This is a genomic window from Candidatus Palauibacter sp. (assembly GCF_965237495.1).
Classification (GTDB): Bacteria; Gemmatimonadota; Gemmatimonadetes; order Palauibacterales; family Palauibacteraceae; genus Palauibacter.
The window spans coordinates 4,059,215-4,084,755 of the sequence record NZ_OZ250143.1 but is presented as its reverse complement, the minus strand read 5'-3'; the positions used below and the strand labels follow the sequence as shown (position 1 = coordinate 4,084,755).

Annotated in this window: 23 protein-coding genes and 4 tRNA genes; 7 read left to right on the top strand and 20 right to left on the bottom strand. The window is 64.6% G+C overall.

Annotated elements, in window-relative coordinates:
* Nucleotides 1-42 precede the first annotated feature (42 nt).
* Entirely contained in the window at nucleotides 43-1,158 is a 1,116-nt protein-coding gene (locus ACPXY0_RS18015; protein WP_423926959.1) for a TauD/TfdA family dioxygenase, read from the bottom strand.
* A 185-nt stretch (nucleotides 1,159-1,343) separates the two neighbouring features.
* On the opposite strand from ACPXY0_RS18015, the gene ACPXY0_RS18010 reads away from it, so the two are divergent.
* Nucleotides 1,344-1,940, top strand: a complete 597-nt coding sequence (locus ACPXY0_RS18010) for an HD domain-containing protein (protein ID WP_423926957.1) — start codon at nucleotides 1,344-1,346, stop codon at nucleotides 1,938-1,940.
* A gap of 293 nt (nucleotides 1,941-2,233) precedes the next feature.
* On the opposite strand, the gene ACPXY0_RS18005 is transcribed toward ACPXY0_RS18010, so the two are convergent.
* Complete coding sequence (locus tag ACPXY0_RS18005) at nucleotides 2,234-2,551, bottom strand: hypothetical protein (protein ID WP_423926955.1); 318 nt, start codon at nucleotides 2,549-2,551, stop codon at nucleotides 2,234-2,236.
* A 128-nt stretch (nucleotides 2,552-2,679) separates the two neighbouring features.
* Between ACPXY0_RS18005 and ACPXY0_RS18000 the strand changes: the two genes are divergently transcribed.
* From ACPXY0_RS18000 to ACPXY0_RS17980, 5 genes are all read left to right on the top strand, one after another.
* The gene (locus ACPXY0_RS18000; RefSeq protein WP_423926953.1) at nucleotides 2,680-3,075 is read left to right on the top strand and encodes a DUF1295 domain-containing protein; all 396 of its coding nucleotides are present in this window, start codon (nucleotides 2,680-2,682) and stop codon (nucleotides 3,073-3,075) included.
* A gap of 255 nt (nucleotides 3,076-3,330) precedes the next feature.
* Nucleotides 3,331-4,686 carry an ISNCY family transposase gene (locus tag ACPXY0_RS17995; protein WP_423926951.1) on the top strand — a complete coding sequence of 452 codons (1,356 nt, stop codon included), beginning with the start codon at nucleotides 3,331-3,333 and terminating at the stop codon, nucleotides 4,684-4,686.
* Between the two features lie 438 nt (nucleotides 4,687-5,124).
* Nucleotides 5,125-6,417 carry an AAA family ATPase gene (locus tag ACPXY0_RS17990; RefSeq protein ID WP_423926949.1) on the top strand — a complete coding sequence of 431 codons (1,293 nt, stop codon included), beginning with the start codon at nucleotides 5,125-5,127 and terminating at the stop codon, nucleotides 6,415-6,417.
* The gene (locus tag ACPXY0_RS17985) at nucleotides 6,414-7,070 is read left to right on the top strand and encodes an HNH endonuclease (RefSeq protein WP_423926947.1); all 657 of its coding nucleotides are present in this window, start codon (nucleotides 6,414-6,416) and stop codon (nucleotides 7,068-7,070) included. Before ACPXY0_RS17990 ends, ACPXY0_RS17985 begins: the two co-directional genes overlap by 4 nt.
* Before the next feature lie 291 nt (nucleotides 7,071-7,361).
* Nucleotides 7,362-8,075, top strand: coding sequence for a flavin reductase family protein (locus ACPXY0_RS17980; RefSeq protein WP_423926945.1), 714 nt, complete (start codon nucleotides 7,362-7,364; stop codon nucleotides 8,073-8,075).
* Nucleotides 8,076-8,104: 29 nt separating this feature from the next.
* Here the strand turns inward: ACPXY0_RS17980 and ACPXY0_RS17975 are convergent, their stop codons facing one another.
* The 7 genes from ACPXY0_RS17975 to ACPXY0_RS17945 form a co-directional block, all read right to left on the bottom strand.
* Entirely contained in the window at nucleotides 8,105-8,608 is a 504-nt protein-coding gene (locus ACPXY0_RS17975; RefSeq protein ID WP_419934409.1) for a type II toxin-antitoxin system HicB family antitoxin, read from the bottom strand.
* Complete coding sequence (locus tag ACPXY0_RS17970; protein WP_423926943.1) at nucleotides 8,608-8,802, bottom strand: type II toxin-antitoxin system HicA family toxin; 195 nt, start codon at nucleotides 8,800-8,802, stop codon at nucleotides 8,608-8,610. The genes ACPXY0_RS17975 and ACPXY0_RS17970 overlap by 1 nt, the downstream gene beginning before the upstream one ends.
* Before the next feature lie 136 nt (nucleotides 8,803-8,938).
* Nucleotides 8,939-10,213 (bottom strand): TRAP transporter large permease, encoded by a 1,275-nt coding sequence (locus ACPXY0_RS17965; RefSeq protein ID WP_423926941.1) that lies wholly within the window; start codon nucleotides 10,211-10,213, stop codon nucleotides 8,939-8,941.
* The gene (locus ACPXY0_RS17960; protein WP_423926939.1) at nucleotides 10,213-10,710 is read right to left on the bottom strand and encodes a TRAP transporter small permease; all 498 of its coding nucleotides are present in this window, start codon (nucleotides 10,708-10,710) and stop codon (nucleotides 10,213-10,215) included. Before ACPXY0_RS17960 ends, ACPXY0_RS17965 begins: the two co-directional genes overlap by 1 nt.
* Nucleotides 10,711-10,720: 10 nt before the next feature.
* Entirely contained in the window at nucleotides 10,721-11,782 is a 1,062-nt protein-coding gene (locus ACPXY0_RS17955; RefSeq protein ID WP_423926937.1) for a TRAP transporter substrate-binding protein, read from the bottom strand.
* The gene (locus ACPXY0_RS17950) at nucleotides 11,775-12,539 is read right to left on the bottom strand and encodes an SDR family NAD(P)-dependent oxidoreductase (protein ID WP_423926935.1); all 765 of its coding nucleotides are present in this window, start codon (nucleotides 12,537-12,539) and stop codon (nucleotides 11,775-11,777) included. Before ACPXY0_RS17950 ends, ACPXY0_RS17955 begins: the two co-directional genes overlap by 8 nt.
* 28 nt (nucleotides 12,540-12,567) lie before the next feature.
* Nucleotides 12,568-12,795, bottom strand: a complete 228-nt coding sequence (locus ACPXY0_RS17945) for a DUF433 domain-containing protein (RefSeq protein WP_423926933.1) — start codon at nucleotides 12,793-12,795, stop codon at nucleotides 12,568-12,570.
* Between the two features lie 171 nt (nucleotides 12,796-12,966).
* On the opposite strand from ACPXY0_RS17945, the gene ACPXY0_RS17940 reads away from it, so the two are divergent.
* Entirely contained in the window at nucleotides 12,967-14,550 is a 1,584-nt protein-coding gene (locus ACPXY0_RS17940; RefSeq protein WP_423926931.1) for a M28 family peptidase, read from the top strand.
* Nucleotides 14,551-14,677: 127 nt separating this feature from the next.
* Here the strand turns inward: ACPXY0_RS17940 and ACPXY0_RS17935 are convergent, their stop codons facing one another.
* From ACPXY0_RS17935 to ACPXY0_RS17885, 11 genes are all read right to left on the bottom strand, one after another.
* Nucleotides 14,678-14,863: a glutathione S-transferase gene (locus tag ACPXY0_RS17935; protein ID WP_423926929.1), complete on the bottom strand. Its 186-nt coding sequence runs from the start codon at nucleotides 14,861-14,863 to the stop codon at nucleotides 14,678-14,680.
* A gap of 18 nt (nucleotides 14,864-14,881) precedes the next feature.
* Nucleotides 14,882-15,334 carry an N-acetyltransferase family protein gene (locus tag ACPXY0_RS17930; protein WP_423926927.1) on the bottom strand — a complete coding sequence of 151 codons (453 nt, stop codon included), beginning with the start codon at nucleotides 15,332-15,334 and terminating at the stop codon, nucleotides 14,882-14,884.
* Nucleotides 15,335-15,658: 324 nt separating this feature from the next.
* A tRNA-Arg gene (locus ACPXY0_RS17925) sits at nucleotides 15,659-15,732 on the bottom strand.
* A gap of 64 nt (nucleotides 15,733-15,796) precedes the next feature.
* Nucleotides 15,797-15,881: transfer RNA gene (locus ACPXY0_RS17920), tRNA-Leu, on the bottom strand.
* Nucleotides 15,882-15,887: 6 nt separating this feature from the next.
* Nucleotides 15,888-15,973 (bottom strand) — tRNA-Leu (locus tag ACPXY0_RS17915).
* Nucleotides 15,974-16,043: 70 nt separating this feature from the next.
* Nucleotides 16,044-16,118 (bottom strand) — tRNA-Arg (locus tag ACPXY0_RS17910).
* Nucleotides 16,119-16,220: 102 nt separating this feature from the next.
* Entirely contained in the window at nucleotides 16,221-16,949 is a 729-nt protein-coding gene (locus ACPXY0_RS17905) for a M48 family metallopeptidase (RefSeq protein WP_423926925.1), read from the bottom strand.
* On the bottom strand, nucleotides 16,939-20,085 hold the full coding sequence (locus tag ACPXY0_RS17900; protein ID WP_423926923.1) for a type I restriction endonuclease subunit R: 3,147 nt from the start codon (nucleotides 20,083-20,085) through the stop codon (nucleotides 16,939-16,941). Before ACPXY0_RS17900 ends, ACPXY0_RS17905 begins: the two co-directional genes overlap by 11 nt.
* Entirely contained in the window at nucleotides 20,082-21,686 is a 1,605-nt protein-coding gene (locus ACPXY0_RS17895; RefSeq protein ID WP_423926921.1) for a DUF4062 domain-containing protein, read from the bottom strand. The genes ACPXY0_RS17900 and ACPXY0_RS17895 overlap by 4 nt, the downstream gene beginning before the upstream one ends.
* Entirely contained in the window at nucleotides 21,683-23,029 is a 1,347-nt protein-coding gene (locus tag ACPXY0_RS17890) for a restriction endonuclease subunit S (protein ID WP_423926919.1), read from the bottom strand. The genes ACPXY0_RS17895 and ACPXY0_RS17890 overlap by 4 nt, the downstream gene beginning before the upstream one ends.
* The gene (locus ACPXY0_RS17885) at nucleotides 23,026-25,476 is read right to left on the bottom strand and encodes an N-6 DNA methylase (protein WP_423926917.1); all 2,451 of its coding nucleotides are present in this window, start codon (nucleotides 25,474-25,476) and stop codon (nucleotides 23,026-23,028) included. Before ACPXY0_RS17885 ends, ACPXY0_RS17890 begins: the two co-directional genes overlap by 4 nt.
* Between the last annotated feature and the right edge of the window lie 65 nt (nucleotides 25,477-25,541).

Below are 25,541 nucleotides of genomic sequence, written 5' to 3'. Positions count from 1 at the left end.
GTCGTTGAAGCAGGCGGCATTCGATCGGACGCGGCCGGGCCTTCAGATCCGGCCGGTGCGGCGCAGCATCCCGGGGTGGTTGCGCACGTTGTCGTGCTCGAAGTAGGCGTCCTGCAGGTGGCGGTTCCCGGTCGAGCGCAGCGCGGTGCGACCGTGCAGCACCCGGTGCCCGGCGCACAGCAGAATCTGCCCGCCCTCCAACCGGAAGTTCACCTGGGCGCCCGGGTCATTGACGCGCCTGGACAGCTCGTGGTAGGCGGCGTAGAACTCGCCCAGCCGAGGCTCCGACAGAGGAATGGCCTGCATCTGCGCGGTGTTGAAGCGAATCATCCTGACCTCGCCGTCGCTGTCCAGCGCGACCATGGGGTTGGCCGCGTAGCACTCGTATTCCTCGCTGAAGATGCGGGACGGCACCGGCACCTCGCACAGCACGTCGAACTTGTCGGGGTGATCGCTGCGTAGCTCGTTGAGCAGGCCGAAGCCGTCCACGACGGTCGATTCGCCGCCTTCGCACTCGTTCACCAGCATGTGCAGCGCCTGCACGCTCGGCGGCCAGGTGTAGCTGCTAAAGTCGTTATGGGGTGCGACTGCCAGACCCGTGTGCGCGATGTTGTATCCCTTCGGATCGAGCATCACGTTGTGGATGCGCTCGAACAGCACCTCGCGGATCGGACCCAGACGGGTCGCGAGCTGCTCCAACGAATCCGGTTCGGTGGGGGCGTCGACCAGCACGCAGACCCCCGTCCGCAGAAACTCCTCGATCAGGTCCGCCGCCGCGCGGTCGCTCGCCTGGAACCGCCCGTAGTCGAACTTCCGCGGCTGGAACTGGCCGTCCCAGTACTGCAGGTCGAGACGAGGCCGGCTCAGGAGGCCGTGGATCTCGCTCGACCGGTAGCGGGTGCGGTGTCCGTCCGGCCAGGCGATGGAGATCGCCTCGTCCTCGGATCCGGCGCGTTCGATGCTGACCTGCTGCGGTCTCAGGTCCCAGGCGACCCTGAAGATGTGGAACCGCTTCTCCGTGGTCTGCTCGACCCAGCACTCGCTGCAACCGCAATTGTCGCGCAGCCAGAGGTAGGGAAGATCGGTCCGTTCGCCACCGCTCCAGACTGCGGACAGGGCGTCGGCATTCCGGGCGACGCTGCTGATCGAGTGATGCATGGTCGATCCCCTCAATCCGTTGTGACCGGCCTGGAGCATGCGCTACCGAGCATCAAGCGCGCTTATCCTGTGCGTGTCAAGCACCGAGCCCGGGCGGGGCGCGCTCAGGCGTCCCGCCGTTGACAATGGCCTTCGTTTCCACTCACGCTGCGTGGCGAGGAGCCTTCATCGGGGGAGTGACAAGCATGCACCCTATGGCAACGCCGAACGGTCCCGTGGTGAGCTTCACCAGCATGGCGGACGGCACCCGCGAGGACTACGCGATGCTCGCGCAGCTCGAGGAGGAGTTCGCCGCCGGCACCGCCGACCGGGTGTTGGCACATCTCCGCGAGCTGTCCGGTTCGTTCTCCGGCTACCGGGTCGACCGGCTGGAGCATTCTCTGCAGACCACGACCCGCGCCCATCGCGACGGCGCGGAAGAGGAGATGGTGGTCGCGGCGCTCCTGCACGACATCGACGACCTGCTGGCCCCGCACAGCCACGGCGAGCTCGCCGCGCTGCTGCTGCGCCCCTACGTGACCGAGCGAACGCACTGGATCGTCCGGCACCACGGCCTGTTCCAGTACTACTACTACGCCCACCACGTGGGCGGCGACCGCAAGGCGCGCGACAAGTACCGCGACCATCCCTGGTATCAGGACGCCGTGGACTTCTGTCACCGCTGGGACCAGTGCGCATTCGATCCCGACTACGATTCGCTGCCGCTGGAGTTCTTCGAGCCGATGGTGCGCCGCGTGTTCGCGCGCGAACCGTTCAGCCTGGCGCCGAGGCAGCGTTCATGATTGAATGGCTTGGTATCGGCCACCTGTTCGAGCTTTCCCGGACGGAAGCGATTGCGGGTTTCTTCACCCCGCTGGTCATCTGCGCCGCCTTCTTCCTGGCACAGGTCGTGCTGCCCGCACGGCGGGTTCCCGGTTACGTCATCCACCCGGAGACCGGTGAGCCCCGCAACTATCGGCTGAACGGCATTCTGGTATTCGCAATCGCGCTGATGGTGTGGACGCTCCAGCTCACCGGGATGCCGCGTGACTGGTTCTACCGGTCCTCGATCCATGCGGTGGCGGGCGGCACCGTCTTATGCCTTGTCCTCGCCATCCTGGCGGTATTCGGGCGGGCGCAAGGCAAGATCGAGAATCGGTTCGCCGCGCTGTGGGAAGGGCGCGCCCTGGAGCTGTCGTTCTTCAACGGGCGCTTCGACGTGAAGATGTACCTGTACGTCGTCGGCGGGACGATGTTGTCTCTGAACGCCCTCTCCGGAGCCGCGTACCACTACGGGCTTTTCGGCGCAGCCTCCAACCCGGGGGTCTTCCTGTATGCGGGATTCCTCACGTTCTACGTCCTGGACTACTTCATCTTCGAGCGCGTCCAGCTCCACACCTATGACGTGATCCATGAACACCTCGGCTTCAAGATGATCTGGGGTGGCATCATGGTGTACGGGTGGCTCTACATCCTGCCGCTGTGCGTATGGCCGTGTACCCCGATCCCGGCTTCTCGCCGGCATGCACGGATGTGTGGCTCATGGGGTCGGCCGCACTGTTCTTGTTCAGCTGGGGCATCGCGCGCGGCGCCGACATGCAGAAATACATCTTCAAGCGATGGCCCGATCGCAAGTTTCTCGGGCTCATCGAACCCGCGTACATCCAGGCCGGCGACCGCAAGATCCTGTGCAGCGGCCTATGGGGTGTCGCTCGCCACTTCAACTACCTGGGCGAGGGGTTCTTCGCCCTGTCCATTGCCCTGGTATTCGGTCACTTCGCCAATCCCTGTGCCTGGACCTACTTCGTCTTCATCGTCGGCTTGTTCATTTCCCGTCAACGTCTGGACGACAAATTCTGCCCCGAGAAATACGACCCCGAGAAGTGGGCCGACTATCAGGCGCGCGTCAAATATCGGATCATCCCCGCCATCTATTGAGCCCCAGATCAGGATCATATGTGCGTTCGCCAGGGGCCACGCCTCGATACCCGAGCATCTCAAACAAGTTGAGAGCGTCTTCCGAACAGCTCCCTAACAGCTTCATCCAAGCGCACGACGTCTGTCGTAGCGCAGTAGAAATGTCCTCCCTTAGCGCAGTAGAAATGTCCTCTTACGGTCCATGTTCGGTTTGGGGGCTTCGAACATGGTCCGGGAGAGGATCTGATGGAGTTGAGTCTGAGGGAGAGGGACCGCGTGTCGGTGCTTAGACAGGTGAGCGAAGGCGTGCTGGCGGGAGCGGCCGGGGCGGCGCGGCTCGGGGTGACGCCTCGTCACTTCCGGCGTCTGCTTCGGCGGTTCGAGGCGGAGGGTGACGCTGCGGCGGTGCACGGCCTCAAGGGGCGGCCATCGAACCGGTCGCTACCCGCGGCGGTGCGGGAGCTTGCGCTGTCGGTGGCGGCCGATCCGCTGTACGCGGACTTCGGCCCGACGCTGCTGGCCGAGCACCTCTGGCGGCGTTTCGGCGTCGTCGTGAGCGCGGACACGCTCAGACGGTGGATGCTGGAGGCCGGGCGGTGGGAGCGGCGCCGGCGGCGCGCGCGGCACCGCAGCCGGCGGCCCAGGCGGGCGGCGCTGGGCGAACTGGGGCAGTGGGACAGCTCCGCGCACCCGTGGCTGGAGGAGAGATCGCCGGGAAGCCAGACGCTGATCTCGATCCACGACGACGCGACGAGCCGTCTGCTCATGGCCCGCTTCGTGGCGCGCGACAACGGGGCGGAGAACCGGCGGGCGATCATCGAGTATCTGGGGCGCCACGGCCGGCCCGTGGCGGTCTACACCGACCATGCGGGGCACTTCGGGCAGTGGCTGTCGAAGCGGGAGGAGCGCACGGACACGATCATTTCGCGCGCGCTGGGCGAGCTGGGCGTCGAGGTGATTCTGGCCGGCTCTCCCCAGGCCAAGGGACGGGTCGAGCGGAGCTTCGGCACCGCGCAGGACCGGCTGGTCAAGGAGATGCGGCTGGAGGGGATCGCCACCCTGGAGGCGGCCAACCGCTTTCTGGAGGACTACTGGGTCCCGTTCTGGAACGAGCGCTTCACCGTCGAGCCCGCCGATCCCCGCGACGCGCACCGTCCGCTCCCGGTCGGCGTGGACCTCGAGGCGCTCTTCGCCGAGACCGATACCCGCGTCGTGGCCCGCGACTTCACGATCCGGTTCCGGAAGCGGCGCTGGCAGATCCCGGAGCGGGAGGCCGGCGGCATCGTCCCGTCCGCCGAGGTCATCGTCGAGCGCCGCCTCGACGGCGAGGTCCGCTTCCGCTTCGGTGAGCGCTACCTGGATGTCGAATCCGTATGCCAAGCCCCCACCGCTTCCCCCAACGACGCGCCCGCCAAGCCGGCAAAGCCGCGGCCCGCACCTCCCAAGCCAGCTCCGGACCACCCCTGGCGCAAGCACTTCCAAGCCAGTGCCCAACAGGCCATCGCGCGCCGGAACCTCCGCCGCGAGAGAGAAGGGATATCCAACAAGAACGAACCGCCCCGCATCCCCGAAGCGACCGGAGCCGGGGCCAAAACCGGAACCCCCGGGGAGGACATTTCTATTGCGCCCTAACCCCGGACATTTCTATTGCGGTTTGACATCCAAGCGCACGACGTCCCTTGAATGCCCCTCCCCTCCCCGATACTATCCGGACATGCGTACTGTCCTGTGTCCCGTCACCGAAGCGCGCGAGCAGACGCCACCGAACCGGCGGTCCAGCCGCCCACATGACGATGCACTCGCTCAGCAACCCCGCGCACGAGGCCTACCTAGCTTCGTACAGGTCACTTCCCCGGTCCCACCACATCACTTGGCGCCTTCACGCAATCCCAACTGCCCAGCGAAATCTTGCCGCCATTTTCTACGCGACGCCTTCCGGCGTATCGCTTGGCCCCTCGCCCGCCCGGCGCCGCGTGTTCCCCTCCTGAGCGCCCTCTCCCCGATCTCGCATCCCCACGTTCCCACGCTCGCGCGACGGCCTCTCCACACGATTGGTCTCACATCCCTCCCATGACCTTTACCTCTCTCCGCATCGAAGGCTGGCGTCAGTTCGGACGCGTCGACCTTGACCTCCACCCCCGCTTAACAGTCTTGACTGGCGCCAATGGCGCCGGCAAGAGCTCCCTCCTCCGAATATTTCACACCCATTTCGGCATTAATCAACCGTTCCTGGCCACGCCAGTCGCGCGATCAGGTGGCGGTCATTCTTACCTGACAGGCCTTTTCAGCGGTACCATCGCCAGACTTTGGCAGAAGGCCTGGACCACCCGCTCCGAAATGTCGAACGTCGGAGCTATCGTCTACGGCAACGGCATCAAGTCCGAACTTCAAATCCCCACAGAATCTTCCGTGCAGTACAACGTCACGATCGCCAAGCAGCAGACCGTTCCCGGCATCCACATAGATTCCCACGCGCCTATCATGCATTTCCAGCAGGTTGGACAGATCCCTACTACCATCATAACTGCCCAAAAGGCATATCAGTCATATAACAATGAGGTCGTGCAGAAATACCAAGGCGGTCACACCGGTTATTCCCCCATCTATCGCATGAAGGAAGCCATCATAGCAATGGCCATGTTCGGCGAGGGCAATTCTCGCGTCCAGGCAAACAAGGAGATACTCGACGCCTATCTGGGTTTCGTCGAGACCCTCCGTACTATGTTGCCTGACTCTCTGGGTTTTCAGGACATTGCAGTCAGACCGCCGGAAGTGGTTCTCCAAACAACCTCTGGGGATTTCATTCTCGATGCGGCATCGGGCGGCTTATTGACGATCATAGACTTGACTTGGCGTTTGCATATGTTCTCGCAAGTCAACGACGAATTTGTCGTGACCATCGATGAACCGGAGAATCATCTTCATCCAACGATGCAACGGACGTTGATGCCCCGGTTATTGAAGAGCTTCCCGAAGGCACAGTTTATGATCGCAACGCACAGCCCATTCATGGTGTCATCGGTTAGCGACTCTAACGTCTATGTGCTACGCTATATGAACACAGAGACCGACGAGATTCAGGGTGCGGATCATATTTCGCCCTCGGACGCGACCCGTGTGGTGAGTGAGAAGCTTGATACCGTAAGTCGGGCCGGGAACGCGAGTGAGATTCTTCGCGAGGTTCTAGGCGTGAAGGCAACGATTCCTGCGTGGGTAGAAGAAGACCTTGCACAGATTGTGGCACGTTATCGGGAGATCCCGATAACGGCCCGATCGTTAGAGGCGCTGCGCGGAGAACTCGCTGGACTTGGATACGATATACTCTATCCAGATGCACTTGCTGCTCTGACCGAGCGACAATGATCAAGTTGGAAAAGGGGGATGAACCTGCAGCTCTCTCGAAAAACTGTACGCGGTGGACGGAGATCGTGGTGAGGAAGATTACTGCAGGAGATGCACCAACCAAGTCAGAGAAAAGCCGCTACAATCACCGCGACATTAAGCAGGCTCTGCTGTTGGAAACCTTTGACAAGTGTGCGTACTGCGAGAGCAAATTGCGACACATAACGTTCGGTGACATCGAACATGTTGTGCCGAAATCCGATGATCCATCCAAGTGGTTTAGCTGGCCAAATCTGACGATCGCGTGTGACGTGTGTAATACCAACAAGGGTGGGGCGTCAGTTGATGGAGGGACCTTCATCGACCCGTATCAAGTGGATCCAGAGGAACATTTTTGGCAGTTGGGCGCGGTGGTATACGCGCGACCCGGCTGTGATGCGGCGGCTCTGACAGAACGGTTGCTCAAGCTCAATCGGGCAGACTTGGTGGAGAGACGAGGCGAGAGAATCAAGCGCCTTATGAAGATGCTGGAGGTGATCGAGAGATGTGAGAACGGGGAGCTGAAGGAACTCTTGTGGCGGGAATTCACCTCTGAAGGTGAAACTCACAATGAATACGCTGCGCTGTCGCGCACTGTTATTGAGGTTGCGGAGCGGGGACTGGGGGCGGCGTAGGTGACTTTTCGAGGACCGGATTTGAGGTGGTGTGGGGTGGGGTGTACAAGTTCGGTTGTCACCTGACACCCCGCCTTTAGGCGAGCACGGTGGGCAGGGACAATGCGACGCCCGGCAGCAAGGCGGCCGCGGGGGCACCCGCATCAGCGCCAGGTAAGGTCAGAGTGGGCGGGCGCGTCCGCGTATGGATCCACGGAGCCCGGGGATTGAGGTGAGTCTCCACCGGAGGTGGCAGCCGGCGCGCGGACTCCACACGTTTGCAAGTTGGAGGCAGTCATCCGCGAGGAGGCGATGAAGAAGAAGACATCAATTCCCGTCTGGCCGCGAAGACGGTTCCTGGAGAGCGGATCGGCGGCTGCTGCGATCGGCGCCGTTTGGGGCTGCACGCCGGGGACCAGCCCGTCGGCGCCGCTCGCCGGCCCTCGCCGCTCGCTTGCGGCGCCGGGCCCGATGCTCCCGCCCGTCCCGGCGATCCTGCTCACCGTGAACGGCCGACCCGGCGACCCTGACGAGATCTCGGTGCTATGGACGTTCGTCGTGAACGGCGACCCGCCCCAGATCGGGGTGAGCGCGGGCTTCGAGCATCAAGCGAGGGAACTCCTGGAACTCCACGACGAGTTCGTGCTGAACGTCCCGCTTGCATCGATGGTCGAGGCGTTCGACACCGTCGACATGAACTCTGGAAGCGTAGCCGACAAGTTCGAGCTCTCAGGTCTCACACGAGGCGCGGCGACCGTGGTCGATGCGCCCACCGTGGAGGAGTCCCCCATCCATTGCGAGTGTCGCATCATCGACTCACTTGCGGTACCGCCCGTGCGGAAGCTCTTCATCGCGGAGGTCATGGCGACGACCGTCATCGCGGGCGCAGTCGACGACGGCGATCGCCTGATCGTGCCCGATGTGGACTTTTTCGGGATGACCGCCGGGAGTGGCGAGCTTTACACGATGGGTCGCCGAGTCGGCAACATCGGGATGACCGTCGGTCGGACCGACATCAAATACTGACCCGGTTCATCGCATCAATAGCGCCAGCCTTACTCGCCGTCTCCCTGCCGACGCCGGGCCTGCCGTGCCGAGCCGGCCCCGTAGGCATGACTTGCATCGGGTCTGTCGGTGAGCAGACCTGACAAGTCTCCGTCCGACTCATGCTGAAGATAGCTGAGCGCCGCGCGAGCCAGCAGACCGGACCTTGACTGGCCTTCCCGCACCGCGGCCTGGTCCACGATGGCCAGTACCCGCTCAGGCAGTGTGATATTGATTCGTTTGGTCTTGCTCGAAAGTTTCGACATATCCACGTCGGCAATCGCCCACACACCACCTCTGTAGTCGTCGTTCGCCTGATGCGCTTCCAGCGAGGCCTTGGCCGGGACCGGTTCGCCATCCAACAGCAGGCCCTCGATATGGCACGCGATCGCCTCCCGTGCCGACTCGATCACTTCGTCGAGGGTGTCACCGGCCGAGAAACAACCAGGGAGATCGGGCACGGTGACGCCATACCCGCTGTCTGCATCCTTGTGAACCACGATCGGAAAGCGCATCAGCGATCCTCCCATTCCCAACCCGCCTGCCGGAAGATGTTGCGAAGCGTCCCGATCGGGATGTCCTTGCTGGGGTGCTTCACCGTCACTCGGCCGGGCTTGTCGGAATGAACGAATTGGTGGTGGCTTCCGCGGGTGTTCCGAAGCGTCCCGCCATCTGCCACCAGTTTGCGAATGATTTCCCTGCTCGACATGGTGTGTACCATACACACTGGGACCTATTCCACGAAAGGCCCCTGTGGCCTACCTGCCCACCGCTCCCGTAGCTCACCGCACCGGAGACCCTGCCCTCGCGTGCCGCCCCAACGTCCTCCGACGAGCGCTCCGCCCTCAGTACCCGAGCAGTTCCGGCAGGAACAGGACCATGCCCGGCAGGAAGGCGATGGCCACGGTGAGCGCCAGCATCAGCCCCAGGTAGGGCCAGAGCGGGCGGGCGACCTCCGCAGGCTCGACCCCTCCCACGGAACAGGCCACCAGGAGGCTCACGCCCACGGGCGGCAGGAACACGGAGATCCCCTGGGTCGCCACGATGACGGCGCCGTAGTGGATGGGATCGATCCCGAGTTGCGTCGCCAGGGGCAGCAGGATCGGCGTCAGCAGGACGACCGCGGGCACGCCCTCGAGAATCGCGCCGAGCAGAAGGAAGACGAGGATCGTGAGTACCATGAAGCCGGCCTGACCGCCTCCCATCCCCACCGCCGATGACGCCAGCGCCTGGGGCACCTGCATGACGGCAAGGACCCAGCCCAGGAGGCGCGCGGCGCCCACCACGAACAGCACCATCCCCGACACCATGGCGGTCTGGACGACCTTGCTCCACAGGTCCCGGGCGGTGAGGGATCGGTACACCGGCCCGGCCAGGAGCAGGGCGTAGGCGACGGCGACGGCAGCGGCCTCCGTGGGCGTGAAGATACCGAAGCGGATGCCGCCCAGAATGACCACGATCATGAACAGGGGGAGCACGGCGTCGATCGCGGCGCGCCGGACTTCCGCCACCGATGCGCGCTCCTCGCGCGGCCAACCTTGCCTCCGTGCCTGCCACCCGATCTGCGTCATCAAGCCCACGGCGATGAGGAGCGCGGGGGCAATCGAGGCGATGAACAGCGCGCCTATGGAGACGTTGCCGATCACGCCGTAGACGACCATCACGATGGCCGGTGGAATGAGAATCCCCATCCCGCACGCGGCCGAGACGATCGCGGTGGCGCGCGCCCGGCTGTATCCGTTCGCCGTCAGCTGAGGCACCATGATGCCCCCGATGGCCGCCGCGTCCGCGGAAGTGGAGCCCGACACGCCCGAGAAGAACATTTCGGCCATGATGACCACCTGCCCGAGCCCGCCGGGGAGGTGTCCCACGAGCGACCGCGCCAGCGTCACCAGGCGGCGGCTGATCCCCCCGACATCCATGATGAAGCCGGCCAGAATGAAGAGGGGCACGGCGAGCATGGGGAAGGAATCCATCCCCGCGACGATCTGCTGCGGGATGATGACGAGCGGAAGGTCCGCCACCACGATGGCGATGACGGCCGCGATCGCGAGCGCGAAGCCGATGGGCACGGCGGCCAATACCAAGAAGCCGAAGATGCCGAGCAGGAGCCCGCCCATCAGCCGGTCTCCCCGGCCGAGCGATCTCCGGCCCCCTCGCCGACCCGCCCGGCCAGCATGTGGATCACCATCAGCACACCGGACACCGGCACCGCGGCGTAAACGAGAGCGACCGGCAGGTTCAGGGCCGCGGAGCGCTCTCCCATGGTGAGGTCCATGAGGGCGATGCCCGTGGCGATGAGGAGGAGCGAGAACACCATCACGAGCGCCCCGGCGAACGTCTCCACAACCCTCTTCGCGCGCGGGGCCAACTTCCTGGTGACCTGATCGAACCCGAAGTGAGCCCGACGCGCCACCGCCAGAGAGGCCCCGAGCAGCGACATCCAGATGAAGCAGAAGCGCGAGACCTCCTCGCTCCAGGGATTCGGGTAGGCGAACAGGTAGCGCATGAGGACCTGGAGGAGGACCGCGACGCAAACCGTGATCACGAGGCCGCCGACGGCGTACGTCTCGAACGCGACCAGGACCCGGTTGAGCGCCTGGAGTCGCCGCGTCATCCTCTCACCGTCATTCCTGGGGCATTCTCTCGGACGCCGTGCGCTCCGCCTCCGCCACCAGCCTTGAGATCAGCGCCTCGCCGTCCGGCAGCCGATCCGCCAGTTCGTCCCGGATGCGCGGTCTGACGGCCGGCGCGAACGGCGCCAGGTTCGGGCGCGAGATCTCCACGCCGCCCGCACGCATCTGCTCGAGGGCAGCGGCCTCCATCCGGCGGGCGAGCTCGCTCTGGTAGGCGAGCGCGTCAGCCGCGGAGCGGTCGACCGTCTCCCTGATGTCGCGGGGAAGCGCCCGATAGAACGGCTCGTTCACCAGGAGAGTGATCGGGTTGTAGGTGATGGACGTAAAGCTGTAGAACTTCGCCACCTCGTGCAGCCGACTGCTCACGAATCCGATCGCGTTCGCCTCCCCGCCGTCGATCACCCCCTGCTGGAGTGCGGAGTAGACCTCGCCGTAGTTCATCGGGGTCGCCTGCACGCCCAGCGCGGAATAGGCCGCCAGGTACGTCGCGTTCTGAAGGACCCGAAGCTTTAGGCCGGCGAGATCCTCGGGCGCCTCGACGGGTCGACGCGTGTTGTAGACGTGGCGGAACCCGTAGTCGAGGAACCCCAGCGAGCGGACGCCCGTGCGCTCGAGAAGGAGATCGCGCCACCAATCCCCGACGGGGCCGCTCATCACCGAGAGCCCATGGTCCCGGGTCTCGAACAGGAACGGGAGATCGAACATCTGCCCTTCGGGCACCCAGCCCGAGAGCACGGGAGTGCCCGTGATGGCCATGTGAACCGCGCCGACCTGGATCTGTTCGAAGGCCACGCGCTCGCCCCCGAGCTGTCCCGACGGATAGATCACGACCCGGAACCGCCCGTCGGTGCGCTCCAGCATGAGATCGCGGAAGCGCTCCGCCATGAGGTGGAACTCCGAGCTGCTCGAGAGCACATGGGAGAAGCGAACCTCCCAGGTGGACAGGTTGGTGGGCGGGTCGGAATCGCCGGGGCCGGGGCCACGGCACGCCACCAGCACGACCGTCGCCACCACCGCTAGGCCGAAGCGGAGCCGGAGGAGCGCTCTAGGCACCCCAGATCGTCTGGCCGCCGTCGATGAACAGGGTGGCGCCGGTCACGAGGCGTGCCTCGTCGTTCGACGCGAGGAACACGACGGCTCCCGCCACGTCGTCGGGGGCGCCGATCTCCCCGAGCGGAATGCGGGCGAGGCGACGCTCGCGGAAGTCGTCCCGTGCGATGTCGGCCCGGTTCATGTCGGTCTCGATGAGACCCGGTGCGATGGCGTTCACCCGGATCTTGTGGGGCGCGAGCTCGAGCGCCATCTGCTTCGTGAGCATCTCGACCCCTGCCTTCGACACGCAGTAGTGGGCGAGGTTCGGGGCGGCCACCGCCTGCCCGGCGGACGACACGTTGACGATCGCACCCGGCGTCCCGGCCTCGACCATGCGGCGTCCCGCCGCCTGACCGACAAGGAAGTACCCCTTGAGGTTGACGTTCAGAATGTCGTCCCACTCCTCCTCGCTGATCTCGAGGAGGGGCGTGCGCTTCAGGATCCCGGCGTTGTTTACCAGGACATCGAGGCCACCCAGGAAGTCGTCCGCCTCGACGACGAAGCGCTCGACGTCCGACCGGGAGTCCGTGGAGCCCCGCACGGCGACCGCACGGCGCCCCATGGCCTCGATCTGACGGACGGCGCTTTCGGCATCCTCGCGGCTCCGGCGGTAGTTGACCGCCACGTCCGCACCCTCACGGGCCAGGCCCAGGGCGATGCCCCGCCCGATGCTCCGCGAGGCGCCGGTGACCAGAGCACGCTTGCCTTCTAGACGCATGGGGCACTTTCTCGTCGACGAGGGAACTTCACCCGGGCGGGATCGAAACGAGCCTGCGCTCACGCTCCGCCGCAAAAACCAGCGCTGCCCGGATGTCTTCGCGCTCCAAGTCCGGGAAGTCCGTCAGTATTTCCGCTTCCGTCATCCCGGACGCCAGGTACTCAAGGACATCGTACACCGTGATCCTGAGCCCCCGAATGCACGGTTTGCCGCCTCTCTTCCCCGGCTCCAGGGTGATGCGATCCAAGTGGTTCATGCCCCAGAGTATCCGTTGGCCAGATGGGAGGGTCAAATCCCGCCCGCTGGCACGGCTCTCTGTGACCGCCATCGAGCCCAAGCTCATTCCGCAGCCTGCTGGCCACCTCTACCTTCGTGACGGTGGTGCGGTATCGGGTGTGACAGGTCCTATCCTCTCCCGGAGCGATCCATGAAGCCCTCGGTTCGAGTCGGACTCGCCTGCTCGCTGGCATTCCTTTCCATCCCCAACGCGGCGGCCGCCCAGTCCTTCCCCTCCGACGACCCGGTCATCCGGGCGATCTGGGAGGAAGGCGTCGAGCGCTCACAGGTCTACGAGCTCGGCCAGGTGATGATGGACTCGATCGGGCCGCGCCTCACCGGCTCGTCCGCCATGGCCGGCGCCAACGACTGGGCGGTGGCCAGGTACGCCGAGTGGGGCATCCAGGCGTATAAGGAGCAGTACGGCACCTGGCGGGGTTGGGAGCGCGGCATCACCCACATCGATCTCGTCTCGCCGCGCGTGCGATCGCTGGAGGGCATGGCGGCCGCATGGAGCCCGGCCACGGACGGACCCGTCGAGGCGGACGTGGTGATTCTGGCGGACGCGGGCGGCCCCGAACCGTTCGAGGCGTGGCTGCCGGAGGTGCGGGGGAAGTTCGTCCTCATCTCGCGGCCGGAGCCGAGTTGCCGCCCGCGGGAGAACCTGGAGCAGTTCGCACGGCCCGAGACGCTGGCCCGCATGACCGAGGAGCGCGAGCGGGCGGCCCGGGAGTGGCGCGAGCGCGAGGAGAACACGGGGGTCGACCGGCGCGCCCTGCCCGAAGCGCTGGACGCCGCCGGGGCCGCCGGGATCATCCGGTCGCAGTGGTCGGAGGGGTGGGGCGTGAACAAGATCTTCGGCACCGGGGCGGAGAGAGCGCCGGTGCTGGATCTGAGTTGCGAGGCGTACGGGCTCGTGTACCGGCTGGCCGAGAACGGTCAGGGGCCGGTGCTGCGTGTCGACGCCCAGGCCCGCTTCCTCGGCGAGGTGTCGGTCTTCAACGCCCTCGCCGTGATCCCCGGCACCGCCGAACCCGAGGAATACGTGATCTTCGGAGGCCACTATGACTCCTGGGACGGCTCCGACGGCGCACTCGACAATGGCACCGGCGCGGTCGCGATCATGGAAGCGATGCGCATCCTGAAGCGCGCCGTCCCGAACCCCCGTCGCACCATCATCGGCGCCCTCTGGAACGGCGAGGAGCAGGGTCTGAACGGGTCACGCGCCTTCGTCGAAGACCACCCCGAGATCCTCGAGCGCACCCACACGGTGTTCAACGTGGATCACGGGAACGGGCCGGTCACCTTCATCCCCATGCAGGGGTTCGTCGCGGCCGGCGGGCGCTTCGGCGAGTGGCTCGCGAAGATCCCGACCGAACTCGCGGATCTCGTCACCCTCGAGATACCGGGAATGCCCGAATCCGGCGGGACGGACCACGCCTCCTTCCTGTGCGCGGGAGTGCCGGCATTCAGCTTCCACGTGGGCGCCGGCCGCAGCGACATGTCCATTGCCGACAACCGCTGGGACACGAGCACCTACACCTGGCACACCAACCGGGACAGCTTCGACAAGATCATCTTCGAGGACCTGCGCGACGACGCCGTGATGACCGCGATGTTCGCCTACCTGGCCTCCGAGGACGTTGCGAGGATGCCCCGCGACCAGCGCGCGATGCCGCCCGGCTCGGCATGGCCCGAGTGTCGCCCCCCGGCGCGGAGTTCAAGTTCCTCGTGACTCAGGCGCTCCGAGGGCGGCGCGAGACCGCCCAAATACCAATCCGACACGAATTAGTACATCGTTAGTACTTGGAGCATGCGGTCTGAAGCGCCTCTGAGCCTGATCCCGTGGAGTGGGCACCCCGTCAGCGGACGGGTCTCGACTTCGCTTCCTCGAAATGTCGGACGGCGCGTTCGAACTTGTCGCGACACCCGGGATTGCAGAACCCCACAACCTGGCCGTCATACGCCGTGAGCGAATCGGCCTGCACCGGATCGCCGGACCAGGGGCAGGTCTCGTTGATGCAATCGGTGATATCGAGGGCGTGCATCCTGTCTTCGTTCCTGGGCTAATCGTCGAGGCTCAAGGCCCAGCTATTCCACTTGTGATCCGGAGAAGCGCTCAGGGATCGGTAGAAGCCCTCGGCAGCGCTGTTCCCGGCCATGACCGTCCAGATCAAATCGGCCGCGCCAATGGACTTGGCATGGGAAATCACGGCCGCCATCAGAGCCCTCCCCGCCCCCATGTTTCGTGCCGCCTCTTCAACAAACAGCTCCTTGAGCACGACCTTGGGTCGAAGCGTATAGGTCCAGGGAATCGTGTAGACGACAGCCATCCCGACGAGATCATCGTCCTGCTCGGCAACAAACGCGGTGAACAAACGCGCATCGCCGAATCCATGCTCGAGAACACTCTCCCGCGTCACCGCGAAGCGGTCGATATGCTCCTCAAACCGTGCGAGCCCCCGCATAAGCTCGAGCAACCGATCCACGTCTCCCCGTTCAGCCAGCCAGACGTGCATTAGCGGAACCGTCGTCCAAGGATCCTTGAGGTAGCCGAGATACTCCCGAGCCATCGCCCGAAGCATTCGGCCAGCGAAGGGAGGCGCAGCCTCGCGAGCGGCGAAATGCCGCCCGGCACCCGTGCCTAACAAAGGACGTGCCCGGGAGAATTCGACCAGCGAAGGGGAGCGAAGCTCCACGAGCGCACCGAGAATTCTGCCGGGCGCCTTCTGGCTTCCGAGGGAGATGCGCCCGGGAGAATTTGGTCAGCGAAGGAGGGCGAAGCCCACCGAGCGCACCGAGAATTCTGCCGGGCGCGAGTTGACTTCCGGAGGAAGGAGAAGTGCGCCCGGGAGAATTCGAATCCCCAACCTCCTGATCCGTAGTCAGGTGCTCTATCCAGTTGAGCTACGGGCGCTGGGACCGGTCGACCGCGACCGGCGATGTCGTGCGCGCGAGGCCGGAAGCCCCGCGGTGCTGCATGCCCAGGAGAGGATTCGAACCTCCACGTCCGTATAGGACACTAGCCCCTCAAGCTAGCGCGTCTGCCAGTTCCGCCACCTGGGCTGGTGATGCTCGGGGGGGGAGTCGAACCCCCACGGGAGTTAAATCCCACAGGATCCTGAATCCTGCGCGTCTGCCAATTCCGCCACCCGAGCCTGCGCCCCTGAACCGTCAGGTCCGGGAGTCACCCCCACGGACCGGCCCTGCCAACTCCGTCGGGACGAGTGCGCCCGACAGGATTTGAACCTGTGACCTCTTGCTCCGGAGGCAAGCGCTCTATCCAGGCTGAGCTACGGGCGCAGACACGAAACGCGTCGCCGGAAGAGGCGACGCGCCGTGCAGGCAATCTAACGAGGCCGGGGCGGAACGTCCACAAGGCATGACGAACAAGGCAAGGATCCGTTACGTCTCCCATGCCTCACTTGCTAGAGGCTCTCGGGTCAAGGCGTCGAGCCGTCGGCGCCATTGCGGCATCAGGCGGTCGAGGATGCTTCGGAAGCGGTCGCTGTGGCTCCGCTCGATCAGGTGGACCATCTCGTGCACGACGACGTATTCCAGGCAAGCGACAGGTTTCTTCGCCAACTCCGAGTTGAGCCAGATGCGGCGGGCTTCCCGGTTACAGGTGCCCCAGCGCGTCTTCATGCGACGGATGCGCCAGTCGGCCACGACCACGCCGATCCGCGGTTCCCACTTCGCGATGATCTCGGGGATTCGCTCCCGCATCCGGGTCCGATACCAACGATACAAGATGGCCTCCCGCGCATCACGGTCCGTGCCGGGCCGCACCCGCATCTCCATCCATGAGGCGTTGGGGAGGCGAATGGCAGGCGGCCCGTCGGACACGACGATGTCCAGACGGTAGCGACGTCCCTCGAAATAGTGGCTCTCGCCGCTGACCAACTCGCGTTGCGACTGGCGGTCCTGCCGCTGAAACTCGTCGCGGCGACGGCGAATCCAAGCCAGCCGGGAGATCACTGCCAGCCGCACCGCGTCGTCGTCGAGCCGCAGCGGCACCGCGACCCGCACCCTTCCCTCCGGAGGGTAGACGCCTACGTGCAGGTGTTTGATGTCCTTGCGGACGATCTCGACCGCGATGCCGCGGATCTCCATCCGGGCGTGGTCAGTACTCACGCTGCGCCTTCGCGATTTTGAAGATCGCCTGCGCGTGTGCCTGCCCGTTTGGGCCGAGGGCATCGCGGATCGCTCTCAAGATCCTCCTCTCCTTGATGGGGTGGCCGCGCCAGCCGGCCATCCGGGTCTGGCGAACCGCCTCATCGATGGCCAGCGCTGCGACTTCGCCGGGATCAGGCCAAGGTTCCGCGCCGGGCTCGGCCACACGTTCCGAAAGCAACTCGTCCGGCAGGTTGTCGTAGATTGCCCGGAGCGTCGGCTTGTTGATGCTGGGGGGATACGAACCACCGCCTTCCCCGCGCTTCACCTTCACTGCAAGCTCGATGACCTTCTTCAGGTAGGCTTCGTACTCGATCGCCTCTTCTCTGCGTTGGTTGACCAAGGCCTCGAGCACGGCGGACATCTTCTCGTAGTACTTCGGGTTCACGGCCATCTCGTCGACGATCAGGCGGCGGACGTTGTTCTCGATCGTCTCGGCGACGGCCCGACGGCTGCGCCGGATCCCGTCCGGGAGCGAGTCGATCGCGTCCCTGCCGTTCCTGATGAGCAGGTCCACGAGCGTCATGTCGTCGAACGCGGTAACGACCTCGCTGTCCTCGGCTCTGATGTAGTTGTCGAGGAGGTGCCTCATGGCGGGCTCGAACAGCTTGAGATCGACGTAGTCTCCGCTGGCCAGCTTGACCTCCTGGCGGACCTTCTCGTAGTGGCTCACTTCCTCGCGGATGGCCTGCCGTTCGGCCGCAGTGTAGCCGGCCTCGATCATCTCGTTAGCCAGGTTGGCGTAGGCACGCAGGTAGGCCGCCACGATTCTGTACAGCGTGAGCCGCTTCCGCTCGTTGGCGGCAAGCGCCCCGGCGGGGTCGCCCGTTCCGTCGTGGCAGAAGTAGCGCAGGTACGCCTCCGTGTCCCGAGGCGGTTCAACGGGTTCGCACAGCGCCTTCACTGCTTCGCGGGTCTCCTCCAGCCGCTCCCGCCCCTGTTCAAGACGATCCTTCAGCAGGCCTTCCACGTCCTCGCGGTCGTAGCCCTCGAACGCTTCGCCCGTGTAGTCCCTGATCGCGCCTTCGAGCGACCGGAACAGGTCCTTGTAGTCGATGACGTAGCCGTACTCCTTGTCCTCCCCATGCAGCCGGTTGACGCGACAGATCGCCTGGAAGAGGCCGTGATCCTGCATCTTCTTGTCGATGTAGAGATACGTCGCCGGCGGTGCATCGAAGCCGGTGAGCAGCTTGTCGACGACGATCAGGAGCTTCATCTGCCCCGGCTCGTTCACGAAGCGCCACTTGACGTCCTTCTCGAACTGCTCGGCCTTGTGCATGGCCCTTTCAGCAGGTTCGCTGAAGTGGTCAGCGAGCATCTTTTGGTACACCTCGTACTTGAGGAGCTTCTCCGTGAGACCCTCCCCCGTCTCTTCGCCCTTGATGTCCCCTGCCGCCGGGCTGTAGGAGGTGACGATGGCGCACTTGCCCTTCAGTTCGGACTCGCTGAACACCTCGAAGAAGCGGCAAGCCGCGTAGACGCTGTCCGACACGAGCATGGCGTTGCCGCGGCCATTCTGCAGGCGGTCCCGGGTCTCCATGTCCATCAGGATGTCGGCCGCGATCTTCCGAATTCGATCCAGCGAGCTCGTGACCTTGCGCATCGTGCCCCACTTCTGCCTGAGCTGCGCGCGGGCCAGGTCACTGAGGCCCTTCGTCTTCGCTTCGAACCACTGGTCGATCTTCTCTTCCGACGTGATGCTCTGGTCGATGTCGCGTGCCTCGTAGCGCAGGTCCAGAACCACGTTGTCGTCGACCGCCTCGTCGTACTTGTAGGTGTGGATGTACGGGCCGAAGGTCTCGATGCTGCGCTTCTTGTCGGACTTGAGGAGCGGTGTCCCGGTGAAGCCGATCAGCGTGGCTCCGGGAAGGATCGCCTTCATGGCGGCGTGCAGCTTGCCCGACTGGGTCCGGTGACATTCGTCCACGAAGACGAAGAGCTCGCCCGGGGGCCGGAAACCACCTGACACGTGGGCCCGGAGATCGTTCACGTAGCGGTCGATGTTCCCTTCCTCGGAGCTGCCGAGCCTCTGGACGAGGGAACAGATCAGCGACTGGGCGGGATCACGAAGTGCTTCCACGAGGTCGGCTCCGCTCTTCGTCCGGTAGATGTCCTCGTCCACACCCATGAAGACCTTCTCGATCTGCTCGTCGAGCTCGGTGCGGTCGGTGACGATGAGGACACGGCCGTCCACGTCCTTGAGTTCGCGGATCCACTTCGCCAGCCACACCATCGTGAGGCTCTTGCCGCTGCCCTGGGTGTGCCAGATGATCCCGCCTTCGCGGCGGCGGACGTAATCCCGGGCCGTCTTCACGCCGAAGTACTGGTTGTGGCGGCAGATCTTCTTGACGCCGGCGTCGAACACCACGAAGTCGTGGATCAGTTCGAGCAGGCGGTCGGACGCGCACAGATGGCCGAGTTCGGCAAGGAGGGGCGAGGTGGCGTCGTCGTGGCTGAGAGCGTCGGCTTCCTTCCAGCGGAGCCAGTACTTCTCGCGGGTCTCGATCACGCTGTAGTGCAGCCCTTCGGTTTCGTTTCCCGCCAGCACGAGCTGCACGGTCGTGAAGAACGGCTGAATGAAGTCCTTCCGCTGGTTGAGCAAGTTCTGGCGGATTCCCTCCGCCACCGTGACCGTCGAGCGCTTGAGTTCGAGTACGCCGATGGCGATCCCGTTGACGTAGAGCACGATGTCGGGCCGCTTCGTGTTATGGCCGAGGACCGTGACTTCTTCCGCGATGGCGAAGTCGTTGGCGGCCGGATTATCCCAATCGATCAGGTTGACCGTAAGGGTGGACTCGCCGAGGCCAGGCCGCACTTTTGCGCCGTAGCGAAGCAGGCTGTAAACGTCGCGGTTCGTGTCGTAGAGCGTCCTTCCCGCGCTGAGAGCCGCAGCCTTGTCGAGCCTGTCCAGCACTTTGGCGGTGATGGCCGCGTCGTGGCCCTGGCGCGTGAGAAACTGCATGAGGATTCCGGGTTCGATGTTCCCGTTGTTCGGGCGTTCGTGCCACTTGCCCAGGTACCGGTAACCGAGAGTGTCGCGGAAATGGTCGATGACGCGGCGCTGGGTCTGGATCTCGAGTTCGCCGACGGCGGTCATCGGGGGCCTTCGGGGTCGGGGCCGGCAGGTTTCTGGTTGTTTTCTGGTTGCTTTCTGGCTGAACCAGAAATTCCGGGTTCGAGGACCTGCCAGTGGCCTGCTCGCGACGATCCGACCCGAACGATCGCCCCGGATGCCTTCAGGCGGCGCATGTGGTACTTGATTCCATCCAGCGTGAGGCCGACGCGCTCCGCAAGCTGCTTCCGAGTCATCCGGGGTTCAGCGGCCAGGAGAGCCAGGATTCGTTCCGGGACGGTTTTTGGGGTAGTGATTGGGGCAGTTTCCGGTTCTTTTCCGGCAGGGATTGGGGTAGTCTTCCCCGGTTTTGGGGTAGTGATTGGGGTAGTCGAAGCAGCCTTCTGGGTAGTCTGCTCCGTTTTCCGGGTGGTCTCCGTCTTCCGCCAGATCCGGGTCACGAAACCCGCACCGGCCTCGAACTCCGGCTCCGGCAGGCCTGCCTCGGCGCAACGCCGGATCATGTCCACCGTCCCGGTGCCCATCCTCTCGATGTAGCGCAGCAGGTACATCGACTCGGCAATCAGCGGATTGGCAGGCAGTGATTGGTGCGCCACGCGCAGCTTCTCCACGGTGAGCGAAGGAGGCAACCGGCCGGAATTCATGACTTCCAGCCGGTCCGCGAAGAGCATGACCTGAACGCTGCTGTTGTCGGTGTAGTCCCGGTGCGCCACCGCGTTCACGATGGCCTCCGTCACGACCTCCTTCGGGATCTCGTAGGCTACGGGTGCCTGGACGGTCTCCGCCCTCGTGCCCACGGCCAGAGCGATCTTGCTCATCACGAAGTCCACCGCCTGGTCGACCAGTTCGAAGACCGTGCCCTTGTACACCTGGTAGGAGGGAATCGGCTTGGCGACCTCGGTCCCGTGGAAGTGCGCGCACTTGACCTCCGAAGAGATCAAGAAGCGTTGCGGGGCCTTGCCGAACAGCAACACGGCGGCGTTGGTGAGCCGTCCCCGGTTCAACAGGTTCATGTGCCTGAGCAGGTCCGCCGGGGGCGTTTCCTCCGGCAGCGGGAATTGCCGCGATCTCCGCGCCACGCGAATGAAGCGGTACATGCCCTCGACATTCAGGTCGTCAAGGGTGGCGCCCGAGCAGCGGGCGGCGTCGAACGGCCCGAAGCGCAACAACTGCTTCGCTTCCAGATACTGGACGAGTGCGGCGTATAGGCCCGCCACCAACTCCGCCGGGGTAACGAAGCGCCTCCTTACCAGTCCGCCCTGTGCTCCGTTGATGAGCGCACGCATCTTCGGGTGGCGCTCGCCTCCCTCGGCGCCCTTCAGGAAGATCAGCCGGTGCTTCTCCAGCTCGGTGGCCCGGTCGAACTCGCGCTCCGTGGGCGAGATTCCATCCGCGTCCTCGAACCCGTAGTCGGTACCGAACAGGCCGACGTAAATCTCGCACCGCTCGACTTCGTCCAGATAGACCTCGTCGGGCCGTCGGTCGGAAGCCGGCGCGTCCTCGAAGAGAAAGACCTCGAAGAAGCGTCGCATCAGCGGATCGCCGCGCACGTAGTCGCGCAACTGCTCCCGCTCCCGTGAGAACTCGCGCTGGACGCTGCTGACGAAGATGCGGATCGGCGTCATCCGCCCGGATCGTCCTCTGGAACCGCTTCCGGGATGGGAAGGCGGATGGAACCGGTGAGGAGCTGCTGCATCATGCCCTGTTTGAGGGCGCGGGCCTTGTCGAGGCGCCGCTCCAACGCTTCGATCTCGGCGTCCATGTCGGAGAGGACGGCGGCGATGGCCCGCTGCTCCCGGACGAGCGGGAGGGGAAGCTCGATCTCAGCCAGATGATCGGCGCGAATATGGACGACGGCATCTCCCTGAGCCATGCGCGCCTTCTGGCGGGCTGCGACCGGGGCGTTCAGTAGGTGCGCGAGGTAAACCGGATCCTGTCCGGGCGCCCTCAGGACGATGATGTCTCCACCAGCATAGGCGGGCTCCTCGCCGATGTACGCAACGCAAATGCCGATTTCCTCTGCCGTCTCCCCCGAACCAGCAAACAGCAGTTCACCCTTCTCGATTCGCAACGCTGTTGCCGCCACGTCCTTCGGGATCCGGGATACCGGGTTGACCACATAGTTCTGATACCGCGTGTAGAGTTCTCCGTACCGTACGCAACGAACTCCGATCTCTCGCAATTCCGTTCGCTTAATGCCCTTGCCTTTGCGGAATACCCCCAACTCTCCCAACCGCCTCGTCTCCCACTCGCCGCTGAAGCCGGGCAACCGGATCCTGTCGGTCAGGAGTTGCTGCATCGCGGCCCGCTTGATGGCCCGCTTCTTGGCGATCAACGCCTCCAGCGACCCGATCAGGGCGTCCACGTCGGTAAGGACGGTCGCGATGGCCCGCTGCTCGGCCTTTGTGGGAGGGCAGGCCACATCTAGTAACAGAAGCTTAGCAACGGACAGGCCGGGCTGTGCCGAAGACTCCGAATACTGGTTGAGCCGCATTCCTCCCAGCACGTACGTAAGCCATCCGATATCTGTCTGCCGGAATGCTGTCACGACAACCGCATGCTCGGATGCGAAGAACTGACCAGAGACGCCTACGACGTTTCCACAAAGCGCTCCTTGGCGCCCGATGAGCGCAAACCGACCGGAGTGCGTGAACCGATTCGTAAGGCCTCTGAGACCGTTTCCTCCGTGGCAGGGAAACCGTGAAGTGTCGTCGATGTCAGCGCTGGTAATGCTCTCTCCACTCTTCATGGAGCAGATCCTTCCGAGAGGGATCGTTTCCCAATCCTCAGGAATCATCCCCACCCCGGTGCGCTTGTATCCCGACGATACCTGGGTTGCACGGGCTTCTCGGACCCTTCCCACATGAGTCGCGCTTTCTGCCGTGATGCTCCCCGATTCTGCAGACGGTGTCTGCGGAATCTCGCCGAGCGGTTCATCTCGACGCTCGAACCGGAGCGGTCGGCTCATGCCGAGAGCCCCATTCGCCTGAGGTGACCCTCGACCCTGCTGCCGTAGTCATCAACCTGACGCGCGAGTTCCGGCAGCGCCTCGGAATACCGCACTGCAAGCTCCGTGACCCGGTCCACGAGCCCGGTCGTCAGGCGATCCACCTGCTGGCCGATTGCGTCCTCGATGCTGGCCATCCACTTGCTGCGCACCACAATGTCGGCGACCTCTGACAAGTCAAGGGTCGCGTATCGTGCGAACACCTCCGCATCCAGCTTGACCCGCGCGTCCTTCGCTGCCTTCTTCGCCTTGGCCAGCGCCTTCATCAAGTCAAGGCAGGCTTCCAGCGCGTCGCGCTCCCGTAGATCCCCGGATCCGACGCGAATCTCCTTGAGCCGAGCCCTCACGGCTGCCTGCGTCACATTCCCGGCGTCTGTCGTCGCGCCGTTCAGCAGCCCGTCCTCTCCCGTGTTCTCTTCGAAAAACGCCTCCACCTCGCACTCGATCCCCTCCTGCTCGGCCCGCAGGCGCTCCGCCTCGCGTTGCGCATCCGCAAAGTACCTCGCGGCTACGAGGCCCGGTGGAAGCAGGTCCATCCTGTACTTCGTGCGCTTGACCGTTAGGTCGGGGGACTCGGCCGCTGGTCCGTTTCCGCCCACCAGCACCCGCGGCCGGGCCGCCTCCACCCAACCATCCGTCGTCACCAGGTACACGTCGTCCTGCATGACCTCGTCCCAGTAGTCCATCAGGCACTGGTAGACATCGTAGGGGTCAAGAAGCGGAAGACCCGCGAAGCGTCCCAGGAGATCCTCGGAAAGCTCCCGTATCAGTGCCTCCGGGGAGTCGCCCGCGTCGAGCCCGTACAGACGGGGCTCATGCTCGCGACGCCAATCATCGAAGGCACCCCGTACTCGGTCCCGGTACGCAATGAACTCGTCATGCCCGAGAACGACGGCCCTCACTTCGTCCGTCGGCGTGCGGGACTCGCTGTATCCCGGCCGGGCACCCGGCGCGAACAACACCCGCCGCAGGCCCGGGAAGACCGTCCAATAGCGGTCGAGGGCGTCGATGTCGCGATTCGGGATGCCACCGTGAAGGTGCGCGCTCAGGTCGTGCAGATCCTCGGGCTCGCTGGAGTCGATGTACCGGGGGATGTTGAGGTTGTAGTCGTTGGTCTCGCTGGCGATCTCCGCCAGTGGCACCAGGCGCGCGTATCCGGGCGTCTCCCTCTCCGCGTTGAAGATGTCCACGATCCGGTGGATGTCGCGCTCCCGCAGCCGGTTCTTGGCGCCGTCCTTCCGGAAGCCCCTGCTGGCATCGATCATGAAGACGCCGCGACGGCCGACCGCGTTCTCCTTGTCGATCACCACGATGCACGCCGGAATTCCGGTGCCGTAGAAGAGGTTGGCGGGAAGCCCGATGACTCCCTTGACCAGGCCGCGCTTGACGAGGTTGCGGCGGATGTTGGCCTCGCGGTTGCCCCGAAAGAGAACCCCGTGGGGCATGATGATCGCGCCCTTGCCGGTGCTCTTGAGCGAAGCGACGAGGTGGAGGAGGTAGGCGTAGTCCCCGTTCTTGGCGGGCGGAATGCCGTACTCGAAGCGGCGGAACTCGTCGTTGGCCGGATCGAGGCCGTTCGACCAGGCCTTGGTGGAGAACGGGGGATTGGCGACGGCGAAGTCGAAGCGCGTCAGGCGTCCCGGTCCGTCCGTGAACCGAGGGACGGCGAGCGTGTTGTCGCGTTTGATCTCGGCGGCCACGCGACCGTGAAGGATCATGTTCATGCGCGCCATCGTCCAAGTCGCGACATCCATCTCCTGGCCGTAGATGGTCAGTCCGTTCGGCGCCGCGTCGGCGGCCCTGATGAGGAGCGATCCGGAGCCGCACGCCGGATCGTACGCCGTATGGTGGCGCCTGGTATCGGGGCCGATCCCGATCACCTGAGCCATGATGCGGGAGACTTCCGCCGGTGTGTAGAACTGTCCCTTGCTCTTGCCCGACTGGGTCGCGAAGTGCCGCATGAGGTACTCGTACGCGTCGCCCAGGAGGTCGTCGCCCTGGGCGCGGTTGGCGCGGAAGTCGAGACCCTCGAAGATCCCCACGAGCTTCGAGAGGCGATCCTGCATCTCCTTGCCCCTGCCGAGCTTGCTCTCATCGTTGAAGTCGGCCTGGTCGATCACCCCCTTGAGCAGGTAGTCGTTGGCGTCGGCGAGCTGGCCGATGACCTTGTTGATCTCGTCGCCGATCTCCTTGGTCCCCTTGAGCGCGACCATGTCCGCGAAGCTTCCGCCCGGCGGCACGGTGATGTCGGCATACGGGTCGTCTGCCGCGGCGTACTTGTCCGACACGTACTTCATGAAGAGCAGGGTGAGGACGTAGTCCTTGTACTGGGAGGCGTCCATGCCACCGCGCAGCTGGTCGCAACTCTGCCACAGCGAGGAGTAGAGGTGCGATTTCCTAAGGGCCATGAGGTTGCATCACTCCAGCGAGATGGGTCGGGTAGGGGATGGGCCGGGCAACAGAAGTGGAACCC